The sequence below is a fragment of the Micromonospora arida genome, assembly GCF_003857035.1.
In the GTDB taxonomy this organism is placed as follows: domain Bacteria; phylum Actinomycetota; class Actinomycetes; order Mycobacteriales; family Micromonosporaceae; genus Micromonospora; species Micromonospora arida.
On record NZ_QGSY01000255.1, the window covers coordinates 1 to 16,164 of the forward strand.

Annotated in this window: 16 protein-coding genes; 10 read left to right on the forward strand and 6 right to left on the reverse strand. The window is 71.6% G+C overall.

Features of this window, described 5'->3' with window-relative positions; genetic code table 11:
• Positions 1–95 precede the first annotated feature (95 nt).
• Together DLJ58_RS25540 and DLJ58_RS25545 are read right to left on the reverse strand one after the other, a co-directional pair.
• On the reverse strand, positions 96–329 hold the full coding sequence (locus DLJ58_RS25540) for a DUF7455 domain-containing protein (RefSeq protein WP_030337431.1): 234 nt from the start codon (positions 327–329) through the stop codon (positions 96–98).
• 245 nt (positions 330–574) lie between these two features.
• A complete protein-coding gene (locus DLJ58_RS25545; RefSeq protein ID WP_124860011.1) occupies positions 575–2,185 on the reverse strand; it encodes an RNA polymerase sigma factor in 1,611 nt (536 codons plus the stop codon).
• 667 nt (positions 2,186–2,852) lie between these two features.
• On the opposite strand from DLJ58_RS25545, the gene DLJ58_RS25550 reads away from it, so the two are divergent.
• On the forward strand, positions 2,853–3,671 hold the full coding sequence (locus DLJ58_RS25550) for an inositol monophosphatase family protein (protein WP_124860013.1): 819 nt from the start codon (positions 2,853–2,855) through the stop codon (positions 3,669–3,671).
• Positions 3,672–3,834: 163 nt separating this feature from the next.
• On the opposite strand, the gene DLJ58_RS25555 is transcribed toward DLJ58_RS25550, so the two are convergent.
• Entirely contained in the window at positions 3,835–4,347 is a 513-nt protein-coding gene (locus DLJ58_RS25555) for a LytR C-terminal domain-containing protein (protein WP_208741328.1), read from the reverse strand.
• Between the two features lie 432 nt (positions 4,348–4,779).
• Here DLJ58_RS25555 and DLJ58_RS25560 point away from each other — a divergent pair, with 432 nt between their 5' ends.
• Positions 4,780–5,076, forward strand: coding sequence for a DUF4193 domain-containing protein (locus DLJ58_RS25560; RefSeq protein ID WP_007075406.1), 297 nt, complete (start codon positions 4,780–4,782; stop codon positions 5,074–5,076).
• Positions 5,077–5,195: 119 nt separating this feature from the next.
• Positions 5,196–6,020: a hypothetical protein gene (locus DLJ58_RS25565; RefSeq protein ID WP_124860017.1), complete on the forward strand. Its 825-nt coding sequence runs from the start codon at positions 5,196–5,198 to the stop codon at positions 6,018–6,020.
• 19 nt (positions 6,021–6,039) lie between these two features.
• Here the strand turns inward: DLJ58_RS25565 and DLJ58_RS25570 are convergent, their stop codons facing one another.
• Complete coding sequence (locus DLJ58_RS25570) at positions 6,040–6,576, reverse strand: DUF3093 domain-containing protein (protein ID WP_425271346.1); 537 nt, start codon at positions 6,574–6,576, stop codon at positions 6,040–6,042.
• 84 nt (positions 6,577–6,660) lie between these two features.
• On the opposite strand from DLJ58_RS25570, the gene dut reads away from it, so the two are divergent.
• The 4 genes from dut (at position 6,661) to DLJ58_RS25590 (ending at position 9,089) form a co-directional block, all read left to right on the forward strand.
• Positions 6,661–7,197 carry a dUTP diphosphatase gene (dut, locus tag DLJ58_RS25575; protein WP_091400603.1) on the forward strand — a complete coding sequence of 179 codons (537 nt, stop codon included), beginning with the start codon at positions 6,661–6,663 and terminating at the stop codon, positions 7,195–7,197.
• A 25-nt stretch (positions 7,198–7,222) separates the two neighbouring features.
• The gene (locus DLJ58_RS25580) at positions 7,223–7,885 is read left to right on the forward strand and encodes a DUF3710 domain-containing protein (RefSeq protein ID WP_124860021.1); all 663 of its coding nucleotides are present in this window, start codon (positions 7,223–7,225) and stop codon (positions 7,883–7,885) included.
• Positions 7,886–7,999: 114 nt separating this feature from the next.
• A complete protein-coding gene (locus DLJ58_RS25585) occupies positions 8,000–8,380 on the forward strand; it encodes an OB-fold nucleic acid binding domain-containing protein (protein ID WP_124860023.1) in 381 nt (126 codons plus the stop codon).
• Positions 8,381–8,405: 25 nt separating this feature from the next.
• Positions 8,406–9,089, forward strand: a complete 684-nt coding sequence (locus DLJ58_RS25590; protein WP_124860025.1) for a DUF3159 domain-containing protein — start codon at positions 8,406–8,408, stop codon at positions 9,087–9,089.
• A gap of 42 nt (positions 9,090–9,131) precedes the next feature.
• Here DLJ58_RS25590 and DLJ58_RS25595 read toward each other — a convergent pair whose 3' ends face one another.
• Together DLJ58_RS25595 and DLJ58_RS25600 are read right to left on the reverse strand one after the other, a co-directional pair.
• Positions 9,132–9,821, reverse strand: a complete 690-nt coding sequence (locus DLJ58_RS25595; RefSeq protein ID WP_124860027.1) for a potassium channel family protein — start codon at positions 9,819–9,821, stop codon at positions 9,132–9,134.
• 3 nt (positions 9,822–9,824) lie between these two features.
• Positions 9,825–10,490: a potassium channel family protein gene (locus tag DLJ58_RS25600; protein WP_112586756.1), complete on the reverse strand. Its 666-nt coding sequence runs from the start codon at positions 10,488–10,490 to the stop codon at positions 9,825–9,827.
• Positions 10,491–10,653: 163 nt separating this feature from the next.
• On the opposite strand from DLJ58_RS25600, the gene DLJ58_RS25605 reads away from it, so the two are divergent.
• The 3 genes from DLJ58_RS25605 to dxs all read left to right on the forward strand — a co-directional run bounded on the left by DLJ58_RS25605 (position 10,654) and on the right by dxs (position 16,098).
• Positions 10,654–12,735, forward strand: a complete 2,082-nt coding sequence (locus DLJ58_RS25605; RefSeq protein ID WP_124860029.1) for an APC family permease — start codon at positions 10,654–10,656, stop codon at positions 12,733–12,735.
• 70 nt (positions 12,736–12,805) lie between these two features.
• The gene (locus DLJ58_RS25610; protein ID WP_124860033.1) at positions 12,806–14,026 is read left to right on the forward strand and encodes a class I SAM-dependent RNA methyltransferase; all 1,221 of its coding nucleotides are present in this window, start codon (positions 12,806–12,808) and stop codon (positions 14,024–14,026) included.
• 125 nt (positions 14,027–14,151) lie between these two features.
• Positions 14,152–16,098 (forward strand): 1-deoxy-D-xylulose-5-phosphate synthase, encoded by a 1,947-nt coding sequence (gene dxs / locus DLJ58_RS25615; RefSeq protein ID WP_124860031.1) that lies wholly within the window; start codon positions 14,152–14,154, stop codon positions 16,096–16,098.
• Positions 16,099–16,164: the final 66 nt, after the last annotated feature.

A 16,164-nucleotide genomic window follows, 5' to 3' on the forward strand; every position in this document is an offset into this window, starting at 1 on the left:
GCGCGGGGCGCGGGGCGCGGGGCGCGGGGCGGACAGAAAAAGCTGACCGGAGGCACCCTCGGGGTGCCTCCGGTCAGCTATGTCGGTTTGCGGATTTAGTTCGCCATCAGATCGGCGCCACGCCAGCTGAAATCGGGCTCCGTTGCGAACCGCTCGGTGATCTTCACGAGATCCTCCGCGTACTTGTTCGCGTGGTGCCCGCAGAACACCAGCTCGCTCCCACCCGCCAGAGTGATCCGGAGCTTCCCGGCAGCATTGCAGCGGTCGCACCGTTCATCGGCGGCTGGGGGCGCCACCGTCTCGGGCGGCGGCGTGAGGGTCGGGGTCATCGCCTTCCTCCTCTGGTCGTCACCGATGAACAATCTCTTCGGTCGTTGCTCACCTATCGTGCAACACCCTTACTAGGCACTGCCTTCCCTGTGTGCCCGCGGGGGACCGAGGTCACACCTGGAAGGGACAGTGTGCCGTGCACCCAGGGTGCCACGTCAACGATCACATTCGTGCATCCGCACGATCACCATCTGGTGTTGCACACCAGGTGGTCAAAACGACACGTTCGGTTGACGAAACCCGCTCAGTCCAGGTAGTCCCGGAGGACCTGCGACCGGGACGGGTGACGCAGCTTGGACATCGTCTTGGACTCGATCTGCCGGATCCGCTCCCGGGTCACCCCGTAGACCTGGCCGATCTCGTCGAGCGTCCGCGGTTGGCCGTCGGTCAGGCCGAAGCGCAGGCGTACCACACCCGCCTCACGCTCGGAGAGCGTCTGCAGCACCTGCTGGAGCTGGTCCTGCAGGAGCGAGAACGAGACCGCGTCGACCGCGACCACGGCCTCGGAGTCCTCGATGAAGTCGCCGAGCTGGCTGTCGCCCTCGTCGCCGATGGTCTGGTCCAGTGAGATGGGCTCCCGAGCGTACTGCTGGATCTCCAGCACCTTCTCGGGTGTGATGTCCATCTCCTTGGCCAGCTCCTCCGGAGTGGGCTCGCGGCCCAGGTCCTGGAGCAGCTCACGCTGTATGCGGCCGAGCTTGTTGATGACCTCGACCATGTGCACCGGGATGCGGATGGTGCGGGCCTGGTCGGCCATGGCGCGGGTGATGGCCTGTCGGATCCACCAGGTGGCGTACGTGGAGAACTTGTAGCCCTTGGTGTAGTCGAACTTCTCCACGGCCCGGATCAGACCGAGGTTGCCCTCCTGGATCAGGTCGAGGAAGGCCATGCCTCGGCCCGTGTAGCGCTTGGCCAGCGACACCACCAGTCGGAGGTTCGCCTCCAGGAGGTGGTTCTTGGCCCGCTCGCCGTCGCGGGAGATCCAGCCCAGGTCACGGACCATCTCCCGGACGAGCTTCTCCTCGCCCTCGTCGGCAGCCCGCAGCCGCTCGGCGGCGTAGAGCCCGGCCTCGATCCGCTTGGCCAGCTCCACCTCCTGCTCGGCGTTGAGCAGCGGAACCTTGCCGATCTGCTTCAGGTACGCCCGGACGGAGTCGGCGGAGGCGGTCAGCTCGGCGTCGCGTCGCGCCTGCTTGAGGGCCTCGGACTCCTCGTCGTCCCACTCGAAGTCGTTGTCGGTCGCGGAGGCGGCGGCGTCGGTCTCGGCGGCCTGGGCCAGCTCGGCCGGCTCCTCGACCACCACGTCCTCGATCGCGGCGGCCAGCTCCTCCGGGTCGATCTCGCCCTCGGCGCCCTCGCCCTTGGCCTTGCCGCCAGCCTTGGTCGGCTTGGCTCCGGCTGCCGCAGCCACTGTCGCCTTGGTGGCTCGGGTCGACTTGGTCGCCTTCGCTGGCGTCGCCGTGGCGGCCTCGGCGGCGGTGCCGGTCGCCTTGCGGGCGGCCACCTTGCGCGGGGCCGACGTCGCCGGGGCGTCGTCGCCGGCAGGCGCCTGCTTCGGTGCCGGCGCGGCGGCCTTCTTGGTGGTCTTGGCGGTGGTCGCCCGGGACGCTGGCGTGGTCGAGCGGGCCGCGGCGACGCGGCGCCGGGTGCTCGCCGAGCCGTCCACCACGACGGTCACTCCCGCCTCGGAGAGCGCCCGCAGGATCTTCTTGGCCTGGGCCGGAGTCACCTCGGCGGACTCGACGGTGCGCGCGAGCTGAGCCGACGTGAGCTGATTACCGGCGCTCTGCGCGTGGGCGATCAGGGTGTCGGTGAGCGAGCGAACGTCGGCGCCGGGCTGGCGGGGTTCTGTCACGAATGACCTTCCGGAGGCGAAGAGCGGGCACGGCGGGTTCGTCCAGCGCAGCGAGGGTTACCGTGCCGGGCGATGTGGTTGAGGGACCCTCGTGTCACGGTCCGGCCGGTCTTCGGCGGTCCGTGCCGCGTGGGCAGGGGTGAATTGTAACGCCGTCTGCGGCGATCATCCTGCTCCGCACCGCGTACCGCCGGTGGGGACCGTCGGTGGGGTGGAGATATGGGCTTCGCGGTAATGATAGCCGCGCGGCCGGCGAAGGGCTTCCGTCGTCGAGCCCGGTGGCGCGCAGATCGTGTCCAAACTGCCGTTTGAGCAGGCAGTACGAGGTCAACCTCGCGGTTGCGAGGGTGCGCGTGTGGATCACCGAGGTCGCTGTCGGTCCGGCCGGTGGCGTCTCCACCAGGTCGCGGTTGGGCAACGGTTGTGAGCCGAGCATGGACGGGGCGGTAAGCACTTAACCGACATTACCAACCGAAAGGGGCATATTGGCGGAGGTCGGCCGCTCAAGCTGCGAGGGCGTGCGGGTGCGCTCACCTCGTAGCGGATTCCAGGTGCCGGAAGATCCCGGTCTGGTGCCGTCGTGCGGCGTCGGGAACGATGATCTTCGGAAGCCGGGGTCGGACGTTTCACCCACCCCATGCACCCGGAGTGCGGAAAGAGGCGAATCATGACCAACTCGGCCACGACACCGTCGGAGCTGCTGACCATCGCTGTGGAGGTGGCTCGGGACGCGGCGGACACCGCGTACCGGATGCGCGCCGAGGGGGTCGTCGTCGCCGCCACCAAGAGCACCGTCACCGACGTGGTCACCGCCGCCGACCGGGCGGTGGAGCGGCAGATCCTCGACGCGTTGGCCGCGCTGCGCCCGGACGACTCGGTGCTGGGTGAGGAGTACGGCGAGGGAGCTCCCGGCGCGACGCGCAGCGGTGTGCGCTGGATCGTCGACCCGATCGACGGCACGGTGAACTACCTGTACGGGCTGCCGCACTCCGCGGTCTCGCTGGCCGCCGAGGTGGACGGGGTGGTGGTTGCCGGCGTGGTGCGCAACGTGAGCACCGGCGAGCAATGGACCGCCACAGCCGGCGGTGGGGCCTGGCGCGACGGTGTCCGGCTGCGTTGCTCCGGCGAGGTCGATCTGGGGCAGGCGCTGGTCGGCACCGGCTTCGGCTACGACGCCGGCCGTCGGGCGCACCAGGCGCAGGTGGTGGCCGGGCTGATCGCACACGTACGGGACATCCGCCGGCTCGGCGCCGCGGCGCTGGACCTCTGCCTGGTCGCCGAGGGGCGGCTCGACGCGTACTTCGAGAAGGGCCTTGCGGCCTGGGATCTGGCGGCTGGCGGGCTGGTGGCCGCCGAGGCGGGGGTTCGGGTCGCCGGCCTGGCCGGTCGGCCGCCAGGGCCGGATCTGGTGGTCGCGGCCCCGCCCGCGCTCTTCGCGCCGCTGCACGACCGGCTGGCCGCGCTGGACGCCGCCGGCGGTCCCTGACCGGCGGACCAGGCCGCCGGCTTTGAGCGGTCGTCTCCGGCCTTCTGGGCGGGTGGTTCGAGCCTCTGAGCGGCCGGCTCCGGCCCTTGAGCGGCTGCCTCTGGTCGGCGGGCCAGGTCGGTGCCGGTCGCCGACCTGGTGCTGCGGTGGGCCGGTTACGCCGTCACTTGGCGGGTGGGGACGGGCAGGAGCCCTTGGGAGCCTCCGGCGGACCCGAGTCGCCGAGCGACTGGTTGACCTCGGTCGTGGTGGCGAGCTGCTGGAAGTTGTTGCCCAGCACCACGTCCACGGTGTCGTCGGTGCGCTTCGGGTCGTAGCCAGGGGTGGCGTTGTTGAGGAAGTACGCCTGGAGCAGGTGCGCGGACCCGACGCCCTTCGGGCCGTACCGCAGCAACGCGACGCTGTTGACCTTCTTCTCGTTCCCGGTCTTCTTGACCTGGAACTGTCGGTTGCTGAACTCGTCGGCGACGGTGTGGGCGAGGCCGGGCTGATCCGTGGCATTGAACACGTTGATCTTGACGTCTTTGCGCTCGCGCAGGGTCAGATCCGCCAACGGCCAGCCCTCGGGGCAACCCGCCGCGGTGCCCACGTTGCCCTGGCTGTCGCGGACCACGGCCACGACGACGAAGACCAGGGCGATGATCGCCAGCAGGCCGACGACGACGAGTGCTCGCACGCGCGCAAAACTCATCAGGGCACTCCCCGGACCTCAGTGGGTGGTGGCGGCCGGGAACGATCGCTCAGGCCGCCGGCCGTCGAATACGCCGCTGAGGTTAACGGTTGTCCGGCCGTCGCGTGGAAACAGCCCGACATGCCGGCGCGCCGACCGTGAACCGGGTACTACTACCCCTATCTTCGTGTCGCCTGAATCACATTGGGAACAACTTCGCGTGCGGGGGCGTACATCTCAGCCGCAAGGGCGGTATACATGCCTCGCCCAAGGGGGGGTAAGGTTCCGCGCTCGCAGGGGAGTCGCCCCGGCGAGCTCGACCCGTTCGGTCCTCGGGTCGGGTGCCCGACACAAGTGGTGGCCGGCCAACGGAACCGAAACAGCGTCGTCCGGCGTTACAACCGGAAGCGACAACATCGATATGGGAGAGTGAAACCGATGGCCACCGACTACGACGCCCCGCGTCGCGACGAGGTCGACCTCGGCGAGGACAGCCTGGAAGAGCTCAAGGCACGGCGCGTCGACTCACAGTCGGGCGCGGTGGACGTCGACGAGGCCGAGGTGGCCGAGAGCTTCGAGCTGCCCGGTGCCGATCTGGCCGACGAGGAGCTCACGGTCAAGGTGCTTCCGATGCAGCAGGACGAGTTCCGGTGCGCCCGCTGCTTCCTGGTCCACCACCGTAGCCAGCTGGCGGTCGAGCGTAACGGCGAGCTGATCTGCCGCGAGTGCGTCTGACAGCCACAACAACACCGGCGGCGGCCTCCTGAACGAGGTCGCCGCTGCCGGTGTAGGCATGCGGCAGCGGTGGGTACCTGCTTGACTCGTAGCGGGTAGCCACAGCACCGGGAGGTCCGATGAGCGATCGAGGCGGCACCACCGATGGCGGCACGGACGGCCTCGGTGCCACCCGTGGCACGGACGACCTCGGTGCCACCGTCGCGGCGTTGACCGCGGACGACATCGCGCCGGCCCGACGCCGTCAACTCCTGACCCGGATGGTCGGGCAGGCCCGTGCCCGGGGAATCTCCGACCTGTTCAAGCCGCGCGCCGCCGTGCGGTGGATGGTCGACACCGTCACCGAGATCGCCCCACACGTGCCGGTACGGGACCTGGACACGCTGCGCCAGCACTTCCCCGGCCTGGACGACGCCGCCCTGGCCGACCGGCTCATCCGCAACGCGTCGAGGACCACCGCGGCGGTCGGCGCGGCCGGTGGGGGCGTCGCCGCTGTCGAGTGGACGGTGGCCCCGACCCTGCTCTCCGCGCCGGTGCTGCTCGCCGCCGAGACCGTGGCCGTGGTGGCGGTGGAGCTGAAACTGGTCGGCGAGCTGCACGAGATCCACGGCGTGGCACTACCGGCCGCCGGCAGCCAACGGGCGGTCGCGCTGGTGCACTCCTGGGCCACTCAACGCGGCGTCAACCCGATGGTGCCCGGCGTGGGAGTGGGAGCGGTGCTCGGCACCGCCGCACGCAAAGAGTTGCGGGACATGCTGCTGCGGCGCTTCGGTCGCAACCTCACCACGCTCGGGCCGTTCCTGACCGGAGCGGCGGTGGCCAGCTTCCTCAACCGCCGGGCCACCCAGCAGATGGCCGACCAACTCCAAGTGGACCTGCGCCGGCGGGGCATCGCCCGGCCCGCGCCACCGGCGGCCCTACCGGGCCCACCGACCGGCACCTGAGCGGCCCTTCGGCGTCGGGTCAGCCCGGCGGCTCGCCCGCAGTCGGATGGGTAGCCGCCAGGGCGTCCCGCGCGGTCAGCACCGCCTCGGCCAGCTCGACCGGGTGGCGGGTGCTCACCACCCAGAACGGGGTCGGATCCGCTGGATCGTCGAGGATCACCTGCACGGCGCCGCCGATCCAGGGTCGCTGCACCACGAAGGCGAGCGGGTCCGCACCGACGCCGAGCACCTCACGTCGGCCGGCCACGTCCAGTGGCACCACGTCGGCCACGAAACGGACCGGCAGGCGGGCGTCGTCCACCCGCAGCTCGGCGTCGGCCACCCCGACCCGGATCCGGCCCAGCCACCACAGCCCGACTGCGGTGAGCGGCACCAGCACGGCGAACGGCAGCCAGGCGCGGACGCCGGAGGCGCCCATCCAGATCTCGACGGCCAGCAACGCGGCGGCCACCAGCCCGGCCAGCCACAGCCACCAGGGCAGATTCAGCCGCTCTTTGTATGCCGAGCGGGCGGCGACCGGAGGCTGTTCGGCGGACGGGGAGGGCGACATGCTCACTCCTGCGAGGGTACGGCGCACGGCAGGTCGACGAACCGGCAGGATGGCAGGGTCACCCCGCGAACCGGACGGAAGAGGGGACCCGTGACCGACGTCGTACCCGTGCCCGTGCAGCTGCTCGACCCGGAGCTGCCGTTGCCCACGTACGCCCATCCCGGCGATGCCGGGGCCGACCTGGTGGCGGCCGCGGACGTGGAGCTGCCACCCGGCGGCCGTGCCCTGGTGCCCACCGGCGTGGCCATCGCGCTGCCGGAGGGGTACGTGGGCCTGGTCCATCCCCGCTCCGGTCTGGCGGCCAGGCTCGGCGTGACGGTGCTCAACGCGCCCGGTACGGTCGACGCCGGCTACCGGGGTGAGATCCTGGTCAACCTGATCAATCATGATCGGGATGTGCCGGCGAAGATCTCCCGCGGCGATCGGATCGCGCAGCTCGTGGTCCAGCAGGTCGCGCGGGCGCGGTTCGAGCCGGTGGTCGAGCTGCCCGCGTCCCGGCGCGGGACCGGTGGGCACGGGTCCACCGGTGGGCACGCCGGGCTGGTGCCGTCGCCGACGGGCCAGGACCGGGTCGAGCGGCGGCCGAGCGAGCCGGGCCGCGGGCAGACGGAAGAGGTGGCAGGGTGAGTGTGAACAGCGGAGGGCAGGCGCAGTGATCTTCTCCCGAAAGCGGGCCGATGCGGAGCGGCAGACCCGTGACGAGCGGGCCACCCAGGTCCCGGACCAGGGCGATGCGACGCCGACGCTGGAGCGCGGCCCGTACGACATCTCCGAGAGCTACGACGACGTGCAGCGACTCGACCTGGGCAGCCTGCACATCCCGGCGATCGCCGACGTCGAGGTGCGGGTGCAGGCCGACCCGCAGGGCGTGGTCCAGCAGGTGGTGCTGGTGCACGGTGACAACGCGCTCCAGTTGGGCGTCTTCGCCGCCCCCCGGTCCGAGGGGATCTGGGACGAGGTGCGCGAGGAGATCCGGCAGTCGCTGCTCCGCGACGGCGCGAGCGCGCAGGAGGTCGCCGGCGAGTACGGCCCGGAGCTGCACGCCCAGGTGAATACCCCGGACGGCCCGACGAACCTGCGGTTCGTCGGAATCGACGGGCCGCGCTGGATGGTCCGGGGCGTGTTCCAGGGTCCGGTGGCCGTCGACCCGGCCATGGCCGGGCCGCTCGTCGAGTGCCTGGACGGCCTGGTGGTCGACCGTGGGCAGGAGGCGAAGCCGGTCCGCGAGCCGCTGCCGCTGCGGCTGCCCCGGGAGGTCGCCGAGCAGGCCGAGGCCGAGGCGGGCGACGCCGCCGCCGCGCCGCGGCAGGTCTGACCCGCGCGCACCGGCCCGCCGGAACCAGCCCCGTCGGCGTACGCTGGCGGCACGGTTCCGGCGCCGCCGGGGCCGGCCGGGGACGGCGAGCGTGGAGAGGGTGACGCGGAGGTCATGATGACCGACGAGGGCCGGGTGTCGCTGCGGCGCATCCTGCAGAGGTTCACCGCCAGCGAGGCCGAGATCGACGCGCAGGAGCTGCGTCGGGAGAGCGCCGAGTGCGGCGGAATTCCCGCCCAGCAGTGCTCCCGGGGTCAGCTGGTCTCGGTCGCCGGTCGGCTGCGCACGGTGGTCTACACGCCGCGCACCAATCTGCCGACCCTTGAGGCCGACCTGTACGACGGCAGTGACGTGGTGACCCTCGTCTGGCTGGGTCGCCGGCACATCGCCGGGATCGAGCCGGGCCGGCATCTGACCGCCCGTGGCCGGGTGGCCGTGCGCGACGACCGCAAGGTCATCTACAACCCCTACTACGAGCTGGACTTGCCCAAGTGACGGCACTGCGGACGGAAGGCCGGCGATGACGACGGGACAGGACCGGGCGGCACAGCCGGATACCGACCCTCAGGGCGAGGAGCCGCTGCCGACAATCGCCGAGCAGATGGCCGACCAGCTCGGCGGCTGGCGTGGGCTGGTCGAGTCGAGCATCCCGGTCGTGGTGTTCGTCGTCGCCAACATCATCGGCGAGCTGCGGCCGGCGGTGATCGCGTCGATCGTGGTCGCCGTGCTGATCGCCGGGCTGCGGCTGGCTCAGCGTCGGCCGATCCGGCACGCCGTCAACGGGCTCTTCGGCGTCGGCGTCGGCGCGGCCATCGCGTGGCGCACCGGTGACGAGCGTGACTTCTACCTTCCCGGCATCCTCTACGGCATCGGCTACGGCGTCGCCCTGCTGATCTCGGCCGTGATCCGGCAGCCCCTCGTCGGCTGGATCTGGTCGGTGTTGGTGGCCAAGGGCCGTTCGGAGTGGCGGTCCGACCCGAAGCTGGTGCGCACCTTCACCCAGCTGACCGTGCTCTGGGGCGTGGTCTGGCTGGCCAAGGTGGGCGTGCAGGCCGGGCTCTACCTGGCTCACCAGGACACCGCCCTGGGTGTGGCCCGGCTGGCGCTGGGCTACCCGCCGTACGCGCTGCTGTTGCTGATCACGGTCTGGACGGTGCGCCGGGTCACCCGGGAGTCGCCGCCGGCCCCGCTGCCCAGCGCCTGAGCGAGGCCGGGCCACCCGGATCGCTCAGCGCGCCCGTCGGGGTCAGCGTGAGCTGCGGGTCCGTTCGACGCTGTCCGGCCCGAGGATCACCGCGCGGACCTCGTCCTCCACCTCGGCGGTGCAGACGAAGATCAGCTCGTCGCCGGCCTCGATCGGGTCGTCCGGGCTGGGCACCAGGACCCGCTTGCCGCGCAGGATCGCCACCAGGGCGGAGTCGCGGGGCAGCGGCACGGCGTGGATCGGCTGGCCGACGTAGGGGGCGGTCGGCGGCAGCGTGATCTCGACGAGGTTCGCCTCGCCCTGCCGGAAGGTCATCAGCCGGACCAGGTCGCCGACGGTGACCGCCTCCTCGACGAGCGCGGCCATCACCCGCGGCTTGCTCACCGCGACGTCCACGCCCCACTGCTCGGTGAACAACCACTCGTTCTCGGCCCGGTTGACCCGGGCGACCACCCGGGGCACCGCGAACTCGGTCTTGGCCAGCAGCGACAGCACCAGGTTGGTCTTGTCGTCGCCGGTCGCCGCGACCACCACGTCGCAGCCGGCGACGTCGGCCTCCTCCAGGCTGCTCAGCTCGCACGCGTCGGCCAGCACCCACTCGGCGGCCGGCACCCGGTCCGGGCGCAGCATCTTGGGTTGGCGCTCGATCAGCATCACCTGGTGGCCGTTGTCGATCAGCTCCTGGGCGATCGAGCGGCCCACGTTGCCCGCGCCCGCGATGGCGACCCGCATGGCTCAGTGCCCTCCTTCCGGCGGCGTCGCCGCCACCGACGTGACCGTCGCCACGATGTCATCGCTGACCAGCATGAATACCTGGTCGCCCTCCTGCATGACGGTGGAGCCGGTGGGCAGCGTGCCGATGCCGAAGCGGATCAGGTAGGCCACCCGCGCCCCGGTCGCGTCCTCTAGCGTCCGCACCGGTCGGCCGATCCAGTCCTTGTGTACGGGCACCTCGACGATCGACACCGTGCTCGTCGGGTCGCGGAAGATCTCCACGTTGCCCTCCGGCACCAGGTGTCGCAGCATCCGGTCCGCCGTCCACCGCACTGTCGCCACGGTGGGGATGCCCAGCCGCTCGTAGACCTGCGCCCGGCGCTGGTCGTAGATGCGGGCGGCGACCCGGGACACGCCGAACGTCTCGCGGGCCAACCGGGCCGAGATGATGTTGGAGTTGTCGCCGCTCGACACCGCCGCGAAGGCATCCGCGCGCTCGATGCCGGCCTGGCGGAGCACCTCGCCGTCGAAACCGGCCCCGGTCACCGTGATCCCGGCGAAGTCGGGGCCGAGCCGGCGGAAGGCGTCGGCGTCCTGGTCGATCACCGCCACCGAGTGCCCTCGGGACTCCAGGCTGTGGGCGAGGGTCGACCCGACCCGACCACATCCCATGATCACGACGTGCACGCTGTCCCTCCCAAGGTGCGTACCACTTCCGCTGCCGGTGGCCTTCGAGTGCGAGCCTGCCACGTCCCGGTCGCGAGCGGGGACCGACCGTACCCCGCCGTCGCGAGCAGCCGTGATCGCCCACCCCCGCGCCCCCGCCGTGGTGGTCGTACTCTTGGCGTTCGTGGCCAGTCCCACCTCGCTGCTGAAGCGGCTTCTCCTCGGTCGACCGTTCCGGTCCGACCGGCTGCAGCACACCCTCCTGCCGAAGCGCATCGCGCTGCCCGTGTTCGCGTCCGACGCGCTGTCCAGCGTCGCGTACGCGCCCGACGAGATCCTGCTGACCCTCTCCATCGCCGGTGCGTCCGCGTACTTCTTCTCGCCGTGGATCGCGCTGGCCGTGGTCGTGGTCATGCTCACCGTGGTGGCGAGCTACCGGCAGAACGTGTACGCCTACCCCTCCGGCGGCGGCGACTACGAGGTGGCCACTGTCAACCTGGGGCCGAAGTTCGGCGTCGGGGTGGCCAGCGCGTTGCTGGTCGACTACGTGCTCACGGTGGCGGTGTCGGTCTCCTCCGGGGTGGCCAACCTCGGCTCGGTGGTGCCGTTCGTGGCCACCCACAAGGTCCTCATCGCGGTGAGCGCGGTGGTCCTGCTCACCGCGGTCAACCTGCGCGGGCTGCGCGAGTCGGGCACGGCGTTCGCCATCCCCACCTACGGCTTCGTGATCGTGATGCTCGGGATGCTGCTCACCGGGCTGTTCCGGGTCTTCGTGCTGGGCGACGAGCTTCGCGCACCGAGCGCCGACCTGGTGATCCAGGCCGAGCACAGCGTGACCGGTTTCGCGCTGGTCTTCCTGCTGCTGCGGACGTTCAGCTCGGGCGCCGCCGCGCTCACCGGCGTGGAGGCGATCTCCAACGGGGTGCCGGCGTTCAAGGCGCCGAAGAGCCGCAACGCCGCCACCACCCTGCTGCTGCTCGGCACCATCTCGGTGAGCATGCTGGTCGGGATCATCTGGCTGGCCCGGCTCACCCACCTCCAGTTCGTCGAGGATCCGAACCTCCAGATCGTCTCCGGCCCCGAGGGGTACGTGCAGAAGACGGTCACCACCCAACTCGGCGAGACGGTCTTCGGTTCCGGGTCGATCCTGCTCTACGTGCTGGCCGGGGTGACCGCCCTGATCCTGTTCCTCGCGGCGAACACCGCGTTCAACGGCTTCCCGGTGCTCGGCTCGATCCTCGCCCAGGACCGCTACCTGCCCCGCCAGTTCCACACCCGGGGCGACCGGCTGGCCTTCTCCAACGGCATCACCTTCCTGGCGCTCTTCGCGATCGTGCTGATCGTGGGCTTCCAGGCCGAGGTGACGAAGCTGATCCAGCTCTACATCGTCGGCGTCTTCGTCTCGTTCACCGTCTCCCAGGTCGGCATGATCCGGCACTGGAACCGGCACCTACGCACCGAGCGGGACCCGGAGGCACGTCGCCGGATGCACCGCTCCCGGGCGATCAACACGTTCGGCGCGGGCCTGACCGGTGCGGTGCTGGTGATCGTCCTGATCACCAAGTTCCTACTCGGCGCGTGGATCGCGATCGCGGCGATGGCGGTGATCTACGTGCTGATGCTGGCGATCCGCCGGCACTACGACCGGATCGCCGTCGAGCTGACCCCACCGGACGAGGGCCGGGCCGTGCTGCCCGCCCGCAACCACGCGATCGTGCTGGTCAGCAAGGTGCACCAGCCGACGCTGCGGGCCATCGCCTACGCCCGCGCCACCCGGCCGGACACGCTCACCGCGGTGACCGTCAACGTGGACGAGAAGGACACCCGGGACCTGCAGGCCGACTGGGAGCGACGGGAGATGGCGATCCCGCTCACCGTGATCGACTCGCCGTACCGGGAGATCACCCGCCCGATCCTGGACTTCGTCGCCTCCACCCGCCGCAAGTCGCCCCGGGACGTGGTCACCGTGTTCATCCCGGAGTACGTGGTCGGCCGTTGGTGGGAGAACCTGCTGCACAACCAGAGCGCCCTGCGCCTCAAGGGCCGGCTGCTCTTCGAACCGGGTGTGATGGTGGTCAGCGTGCCGTGGCAGCTCGCGTCGACAGCGAGCAAGAACCTGGACCGGCTGGACGCCACGCTGTCCCGGACACCGGCGCGGGGGCCCCGCAGCGCCGTGCCACCACTGGTCGCCACGCCGCCGGTGGCCGCGCCGCCCGGCGAGGGCGGGCCCGAGAACAGCGGAACGATGGGGAACAGTCGTGACTGAGCCGGGCGGTCCGCGGACCGCGACACCCAGGACGCCGTCGGCGTCGGCCTCATCGGCGTTCGAGCGGGGGCTGGCCGAGACCGACCGGGTCGAGCTGACCGTCGACGCCGTCGCCCCCGGCGGGCACTGTGTCGCCCGGGTGGACGGGCAGGTGGTCTTCGTCCGGCACGCGCTGCCCGGTGAACGGGTCGTCGCCGAGGTCACCGAGGTGCACCGGGGGTTCGTCCGGGCCGACGCGGTGACCGTGCTGGAGCCCTCACCGGACCGGGTCGAGCCGCCCTGCCCGTACGCGAAGCCGGGTGCCTGCGGGGGCTGCGACCTCCAGCACGTCGCACCGGCCGCGCAGCTTGCCTGGAAGACCGCAGTGGTCCGCGAGCAGCTGGTGCGCCTCGGTGGGCTGACCGACGTCGAGCTGGACCGGCTCGGCGTCCGGGTCGAGGCGTTGCCCGGTGGGCTGCTCGGCTGGCGCTCCCGGGTCCGTTACGCGGTCGACGCCGCCGACCGGGCCGGCCTGCTCAAGCACCGCTCGCACGAGGTGGTGCCGATCGACCGCTGCCGGATCGCCCACCCGGCCATCCAGCAGCTGCCGGTGCTCACCCCCACCGGTGCGCGCTGGCCGGCCGCCGAGGCGGTGGAGACCGTCGCCAGCACCGGCGGAGACGTCACCGTCACGGAGATCCGCGACGGGGTGCCCGCCCCGGTCAGCGGCCCGACCGAGGTCCGCGAGGTCGCCGCCGGACGGGACTGGACGCTGCCCGCGTCCGCGTTCTGGCAGGTACACCCGGCCGCCGCAGACGCCCTCTCGACGGCCGTGTTGGAGTTGCTGGACCCGCAGCCGGGCGAGGTCGCCTGGGACCTCTACGGCGGCGCTGGGTTGTTCGCCGCCGGGCTGGCCGCACGGGTCGGCGCGACCGGCCGGGTGACCCTGGTCGAAGCGGCGGCGCAGGGTGTCGCCGCCGCCCGGGAGAACCTCGCCGACCTGCCCAGCGTCGAGGTGGTGTCGGCCCGGGTGGAGACCGCGCTGGCCCGCCGACGAATCACCGGCCCGGTCGACGTGGTGGTGCTCGACCCGCCGCGCTCCGGGGCCGGCGCCCCGGTGGTCCGCGCGCTGGCCGCCGCCGGCCCGCGGGCGGTCGCGTACGTGGCCTGTGACCCGGCCGCCTTCGCCCGGGACGTGCGTACCTTCGCCGACCTCGGTTGGCGGCTGGCGGCGCTGCGCGGATTCGATCTCTTCCCGATGACGCAGCACGTCGAGCAGGTCGGGCTGCTGCTTCCGCCGGACGCGCGGTAGAACACCCCCGCGTCGGCTGTGGCAGCGCCTGACCGGGGGCTCAGCTGCCCACTCCCCGCCCGGCCCGGGTGCGTGGGGCTCGGGCCGGGCTGCGGAGTACCGGGGGGCCGATAGACTCTCCGTTCATGAGTGTTGAAGAGGACACGGCCAACCACGGCCGGCTGCTGGGGACGGTTCGCGGTCCGCAGGACGTCAAGCGGATGTCTGGCGAGGAACTGGACGTCCTCGCCGCCGAGATCCGGGACTTCCTGATCACCAAGGTCTCCCGTACCGGCGGGCACGTCGGGCCCAACCTCGGTGTGGTCGAGCTGACGCTCGCCATGCATCGCGTCTTCGACTCACCCCGGGACCGGCTTCTGTTCGACACCGGCCACCAGGCGTACGTACACAAGATCCTTACCGGGCGTCAGGCCGGCTTCGACAAGCTCCGCCAGCGCGGTGGCCTCTCCGGCTACCCCAGCCAGGCGGAGAGCGAGCACGACCTCATCGAGAACTCGCACGCTTCCACCGCGCTCTCCTACGCCGATGGCCTCGCCAAGGCGTACGCCCTGCGGGGCGAGGCGCGCAGCGTCGTGGCCGTGGTCGGTGACGGCGCGCTGACCGGCGGCATGTGCTGGGAGGCGCTGAACAACATCGCCACCGCCGGCAACTCGCTCGTGATCGTGGTCAACGACAACGGCCGGTCCTACTCGCCGACCATCGGCGGGCTGGCCGACCACCTCTCCTCGCTGCGGCTCAACCCGGGCTACGAGAAGGTCCTCGACACCGTCAAGGACGCCCTCGGCTCCACGCCGCTGGTCGGCAAGCCGATGTACGAGGTGCTGCACGCGGTCAAGAAGGGCATCAAGGACGCGGTCGCCCCGCAGGCCATGTTCGAGGACCTGGGCATCAAGTACGTGGGCCCGGTGGACGGGCACGACGTGACGGCGGTCGAGGCGGCGCTGCGCGCGGCCAAGAACTTCGGCGGCCCGGTCATCGTGCACGCGGTCACCCGCAAGGGCTACGGCTACCGTCCCGCCGAGGAGGACGAGGCGGACTGCCTGCACGGCCCCGGCAGCGCCTTCGACGTGGAGACCGGCGCGCTGCTGGCCGCCCCGTCGGTGAAGTGGACGCACGTCTTCGCCGACGAGCTGCTGGCCATCGCCGACGAGCGCCCGGACGTGGTGGGCATCACCGCCGCCATGGCCGAGCCGACCGGCATCGCCAAGCTCGCCCGCAAGTACCCCGAGCGGGTGTACGACGTGGGCATCGCCGAGCAGCACGCGGCCACCTCGGCGGCCGGGTTGGCGCTCGGTGGTCTGCACCCGGTGGTGGCGGTCTACGCCACCTTCCTCAACCGCGCCTTCGACCAGGTCCTGCTGGACGTGGCGATGCACAAGCTGCCGGTGACCTTCGTGCTGGACCGGGCGGGCATCACCGGCCCGGACGGGCCCAGCCACTACGGCATCTGGGACATGTCGGTCTTCGGGGTGGTGCCGGGGCTGCGGATCGCCGCTCCCCGCGACGCCGCCACCCTGCGCGAGGAGTTGCGCGAGGCGATGGCCGTCGACAACGGCCCGACCGTGGTGCGGTTCCCGACCGGTGCGGTCGCCGCGGACCTACCGGCGCTGCGCCGGGTCGGCCCGGTCGACGTGCTGGCCGAGTCCGCCCGTACGGACGTGCTGCTCGTCGCCGTCGGCTCCTTCGGCCAGTTGGGCATGGAGGTGGCCGCCCGGGTCGCCGAGCAGGGCTACGGGGTCACCGTCGTCGACCCCCGCTGGGTGCGTCCGGTCCCGGCGGAGCTGGTCGACCTGGCCGCCCGCCACCGGCTCGTGGTCAGCGTCGAGGACGGCGTCCGGGTCGGCGGGGTGGGCGACGCGCTCGCCCAGGCGATGCGCGACGCCGACGTCCGGGTGCCGCTCAAGGACCTGGGTGTGCCGGCCGACTGGCACCCGCACGGCACCCGCGCGCAGATCCTCGCCGACCTGGGTCTGACCGCTCAGGACGTGGCCCGCGACGTCACCGGTTGGATCTCCGGCCTGGACGCCACCCCGGACCGCCTCACCCCCAGCGACGCGGCCGCACAGAACTGACGAGAACGAAAAACGGCGGGCGTCCCTCGGGACGCCCGCCGTCCTGTGTCCATCCCCGATCCCGCC

What these genes read in the sequence shown, in the direction of transcription:
- DLJ58_RS25585 (WP_124860023.1), top strand. Translation starts at nt 8,000, where the DNA reads ATGATGACCGACGAGGGCCGGGTGTCGCTGCGGCGCATCCTGCAGAGG.
- DLJ58_RS25590 (WP_124860025.1), top strand. Translation starts at nt 8,406, where the DNA reads ATGACGACGGGACAGGACCGGGCGGCACAGCCGGATACCGACCCTCAG.
- DLJ58_RS25550 (WP_124860013.1), top strand. Translation starts at nt 2,853, where the DNA reads ATGACCAACTCGGCCACGACACCGTCGGAGCTGCTGACCATCGCTGTG.
- DLJ58_RS25560 (WP_007075406.1), top strand. Translation starts at nt 4,780, where the DNA reads ATGGCCACCGACTACGACGCCCCGCGTCGCGACGAGGTCGACCTCGGC.
- DLJ58_RS25565 (WP_124860017.1), top strand. Translation starts at nt 5,196, where the DNA reads ATGAGCGATCGAGGCGGCACCACCGATGGCGGCACGGACGGCCTCGGT.
- DLJ58_RS25540 (WP_030337431.1), bottom strand. Translation starts at nt 329, where the DNA reads ATGACCCCGACCCTCACGCCGCCGCCCGAGACGGTGGCGCCCCCAGCC.
- dxs (WP_124860031.1), top strand. Translation starts at nt 14,152, where the DNA reads ATGAGTGTTGAAGAGGACACGGCCAACCACGGCCGGCTGCTGGGGACG.
- DLJ58_RS25595 (WP_124860027.1), bottom strand. Translation starts at nt 9,821, where the DNA reads ATGCGGGTCGCCATCGCGGGCGCGGGCAACGTGGGCCGCTCGATCGCC.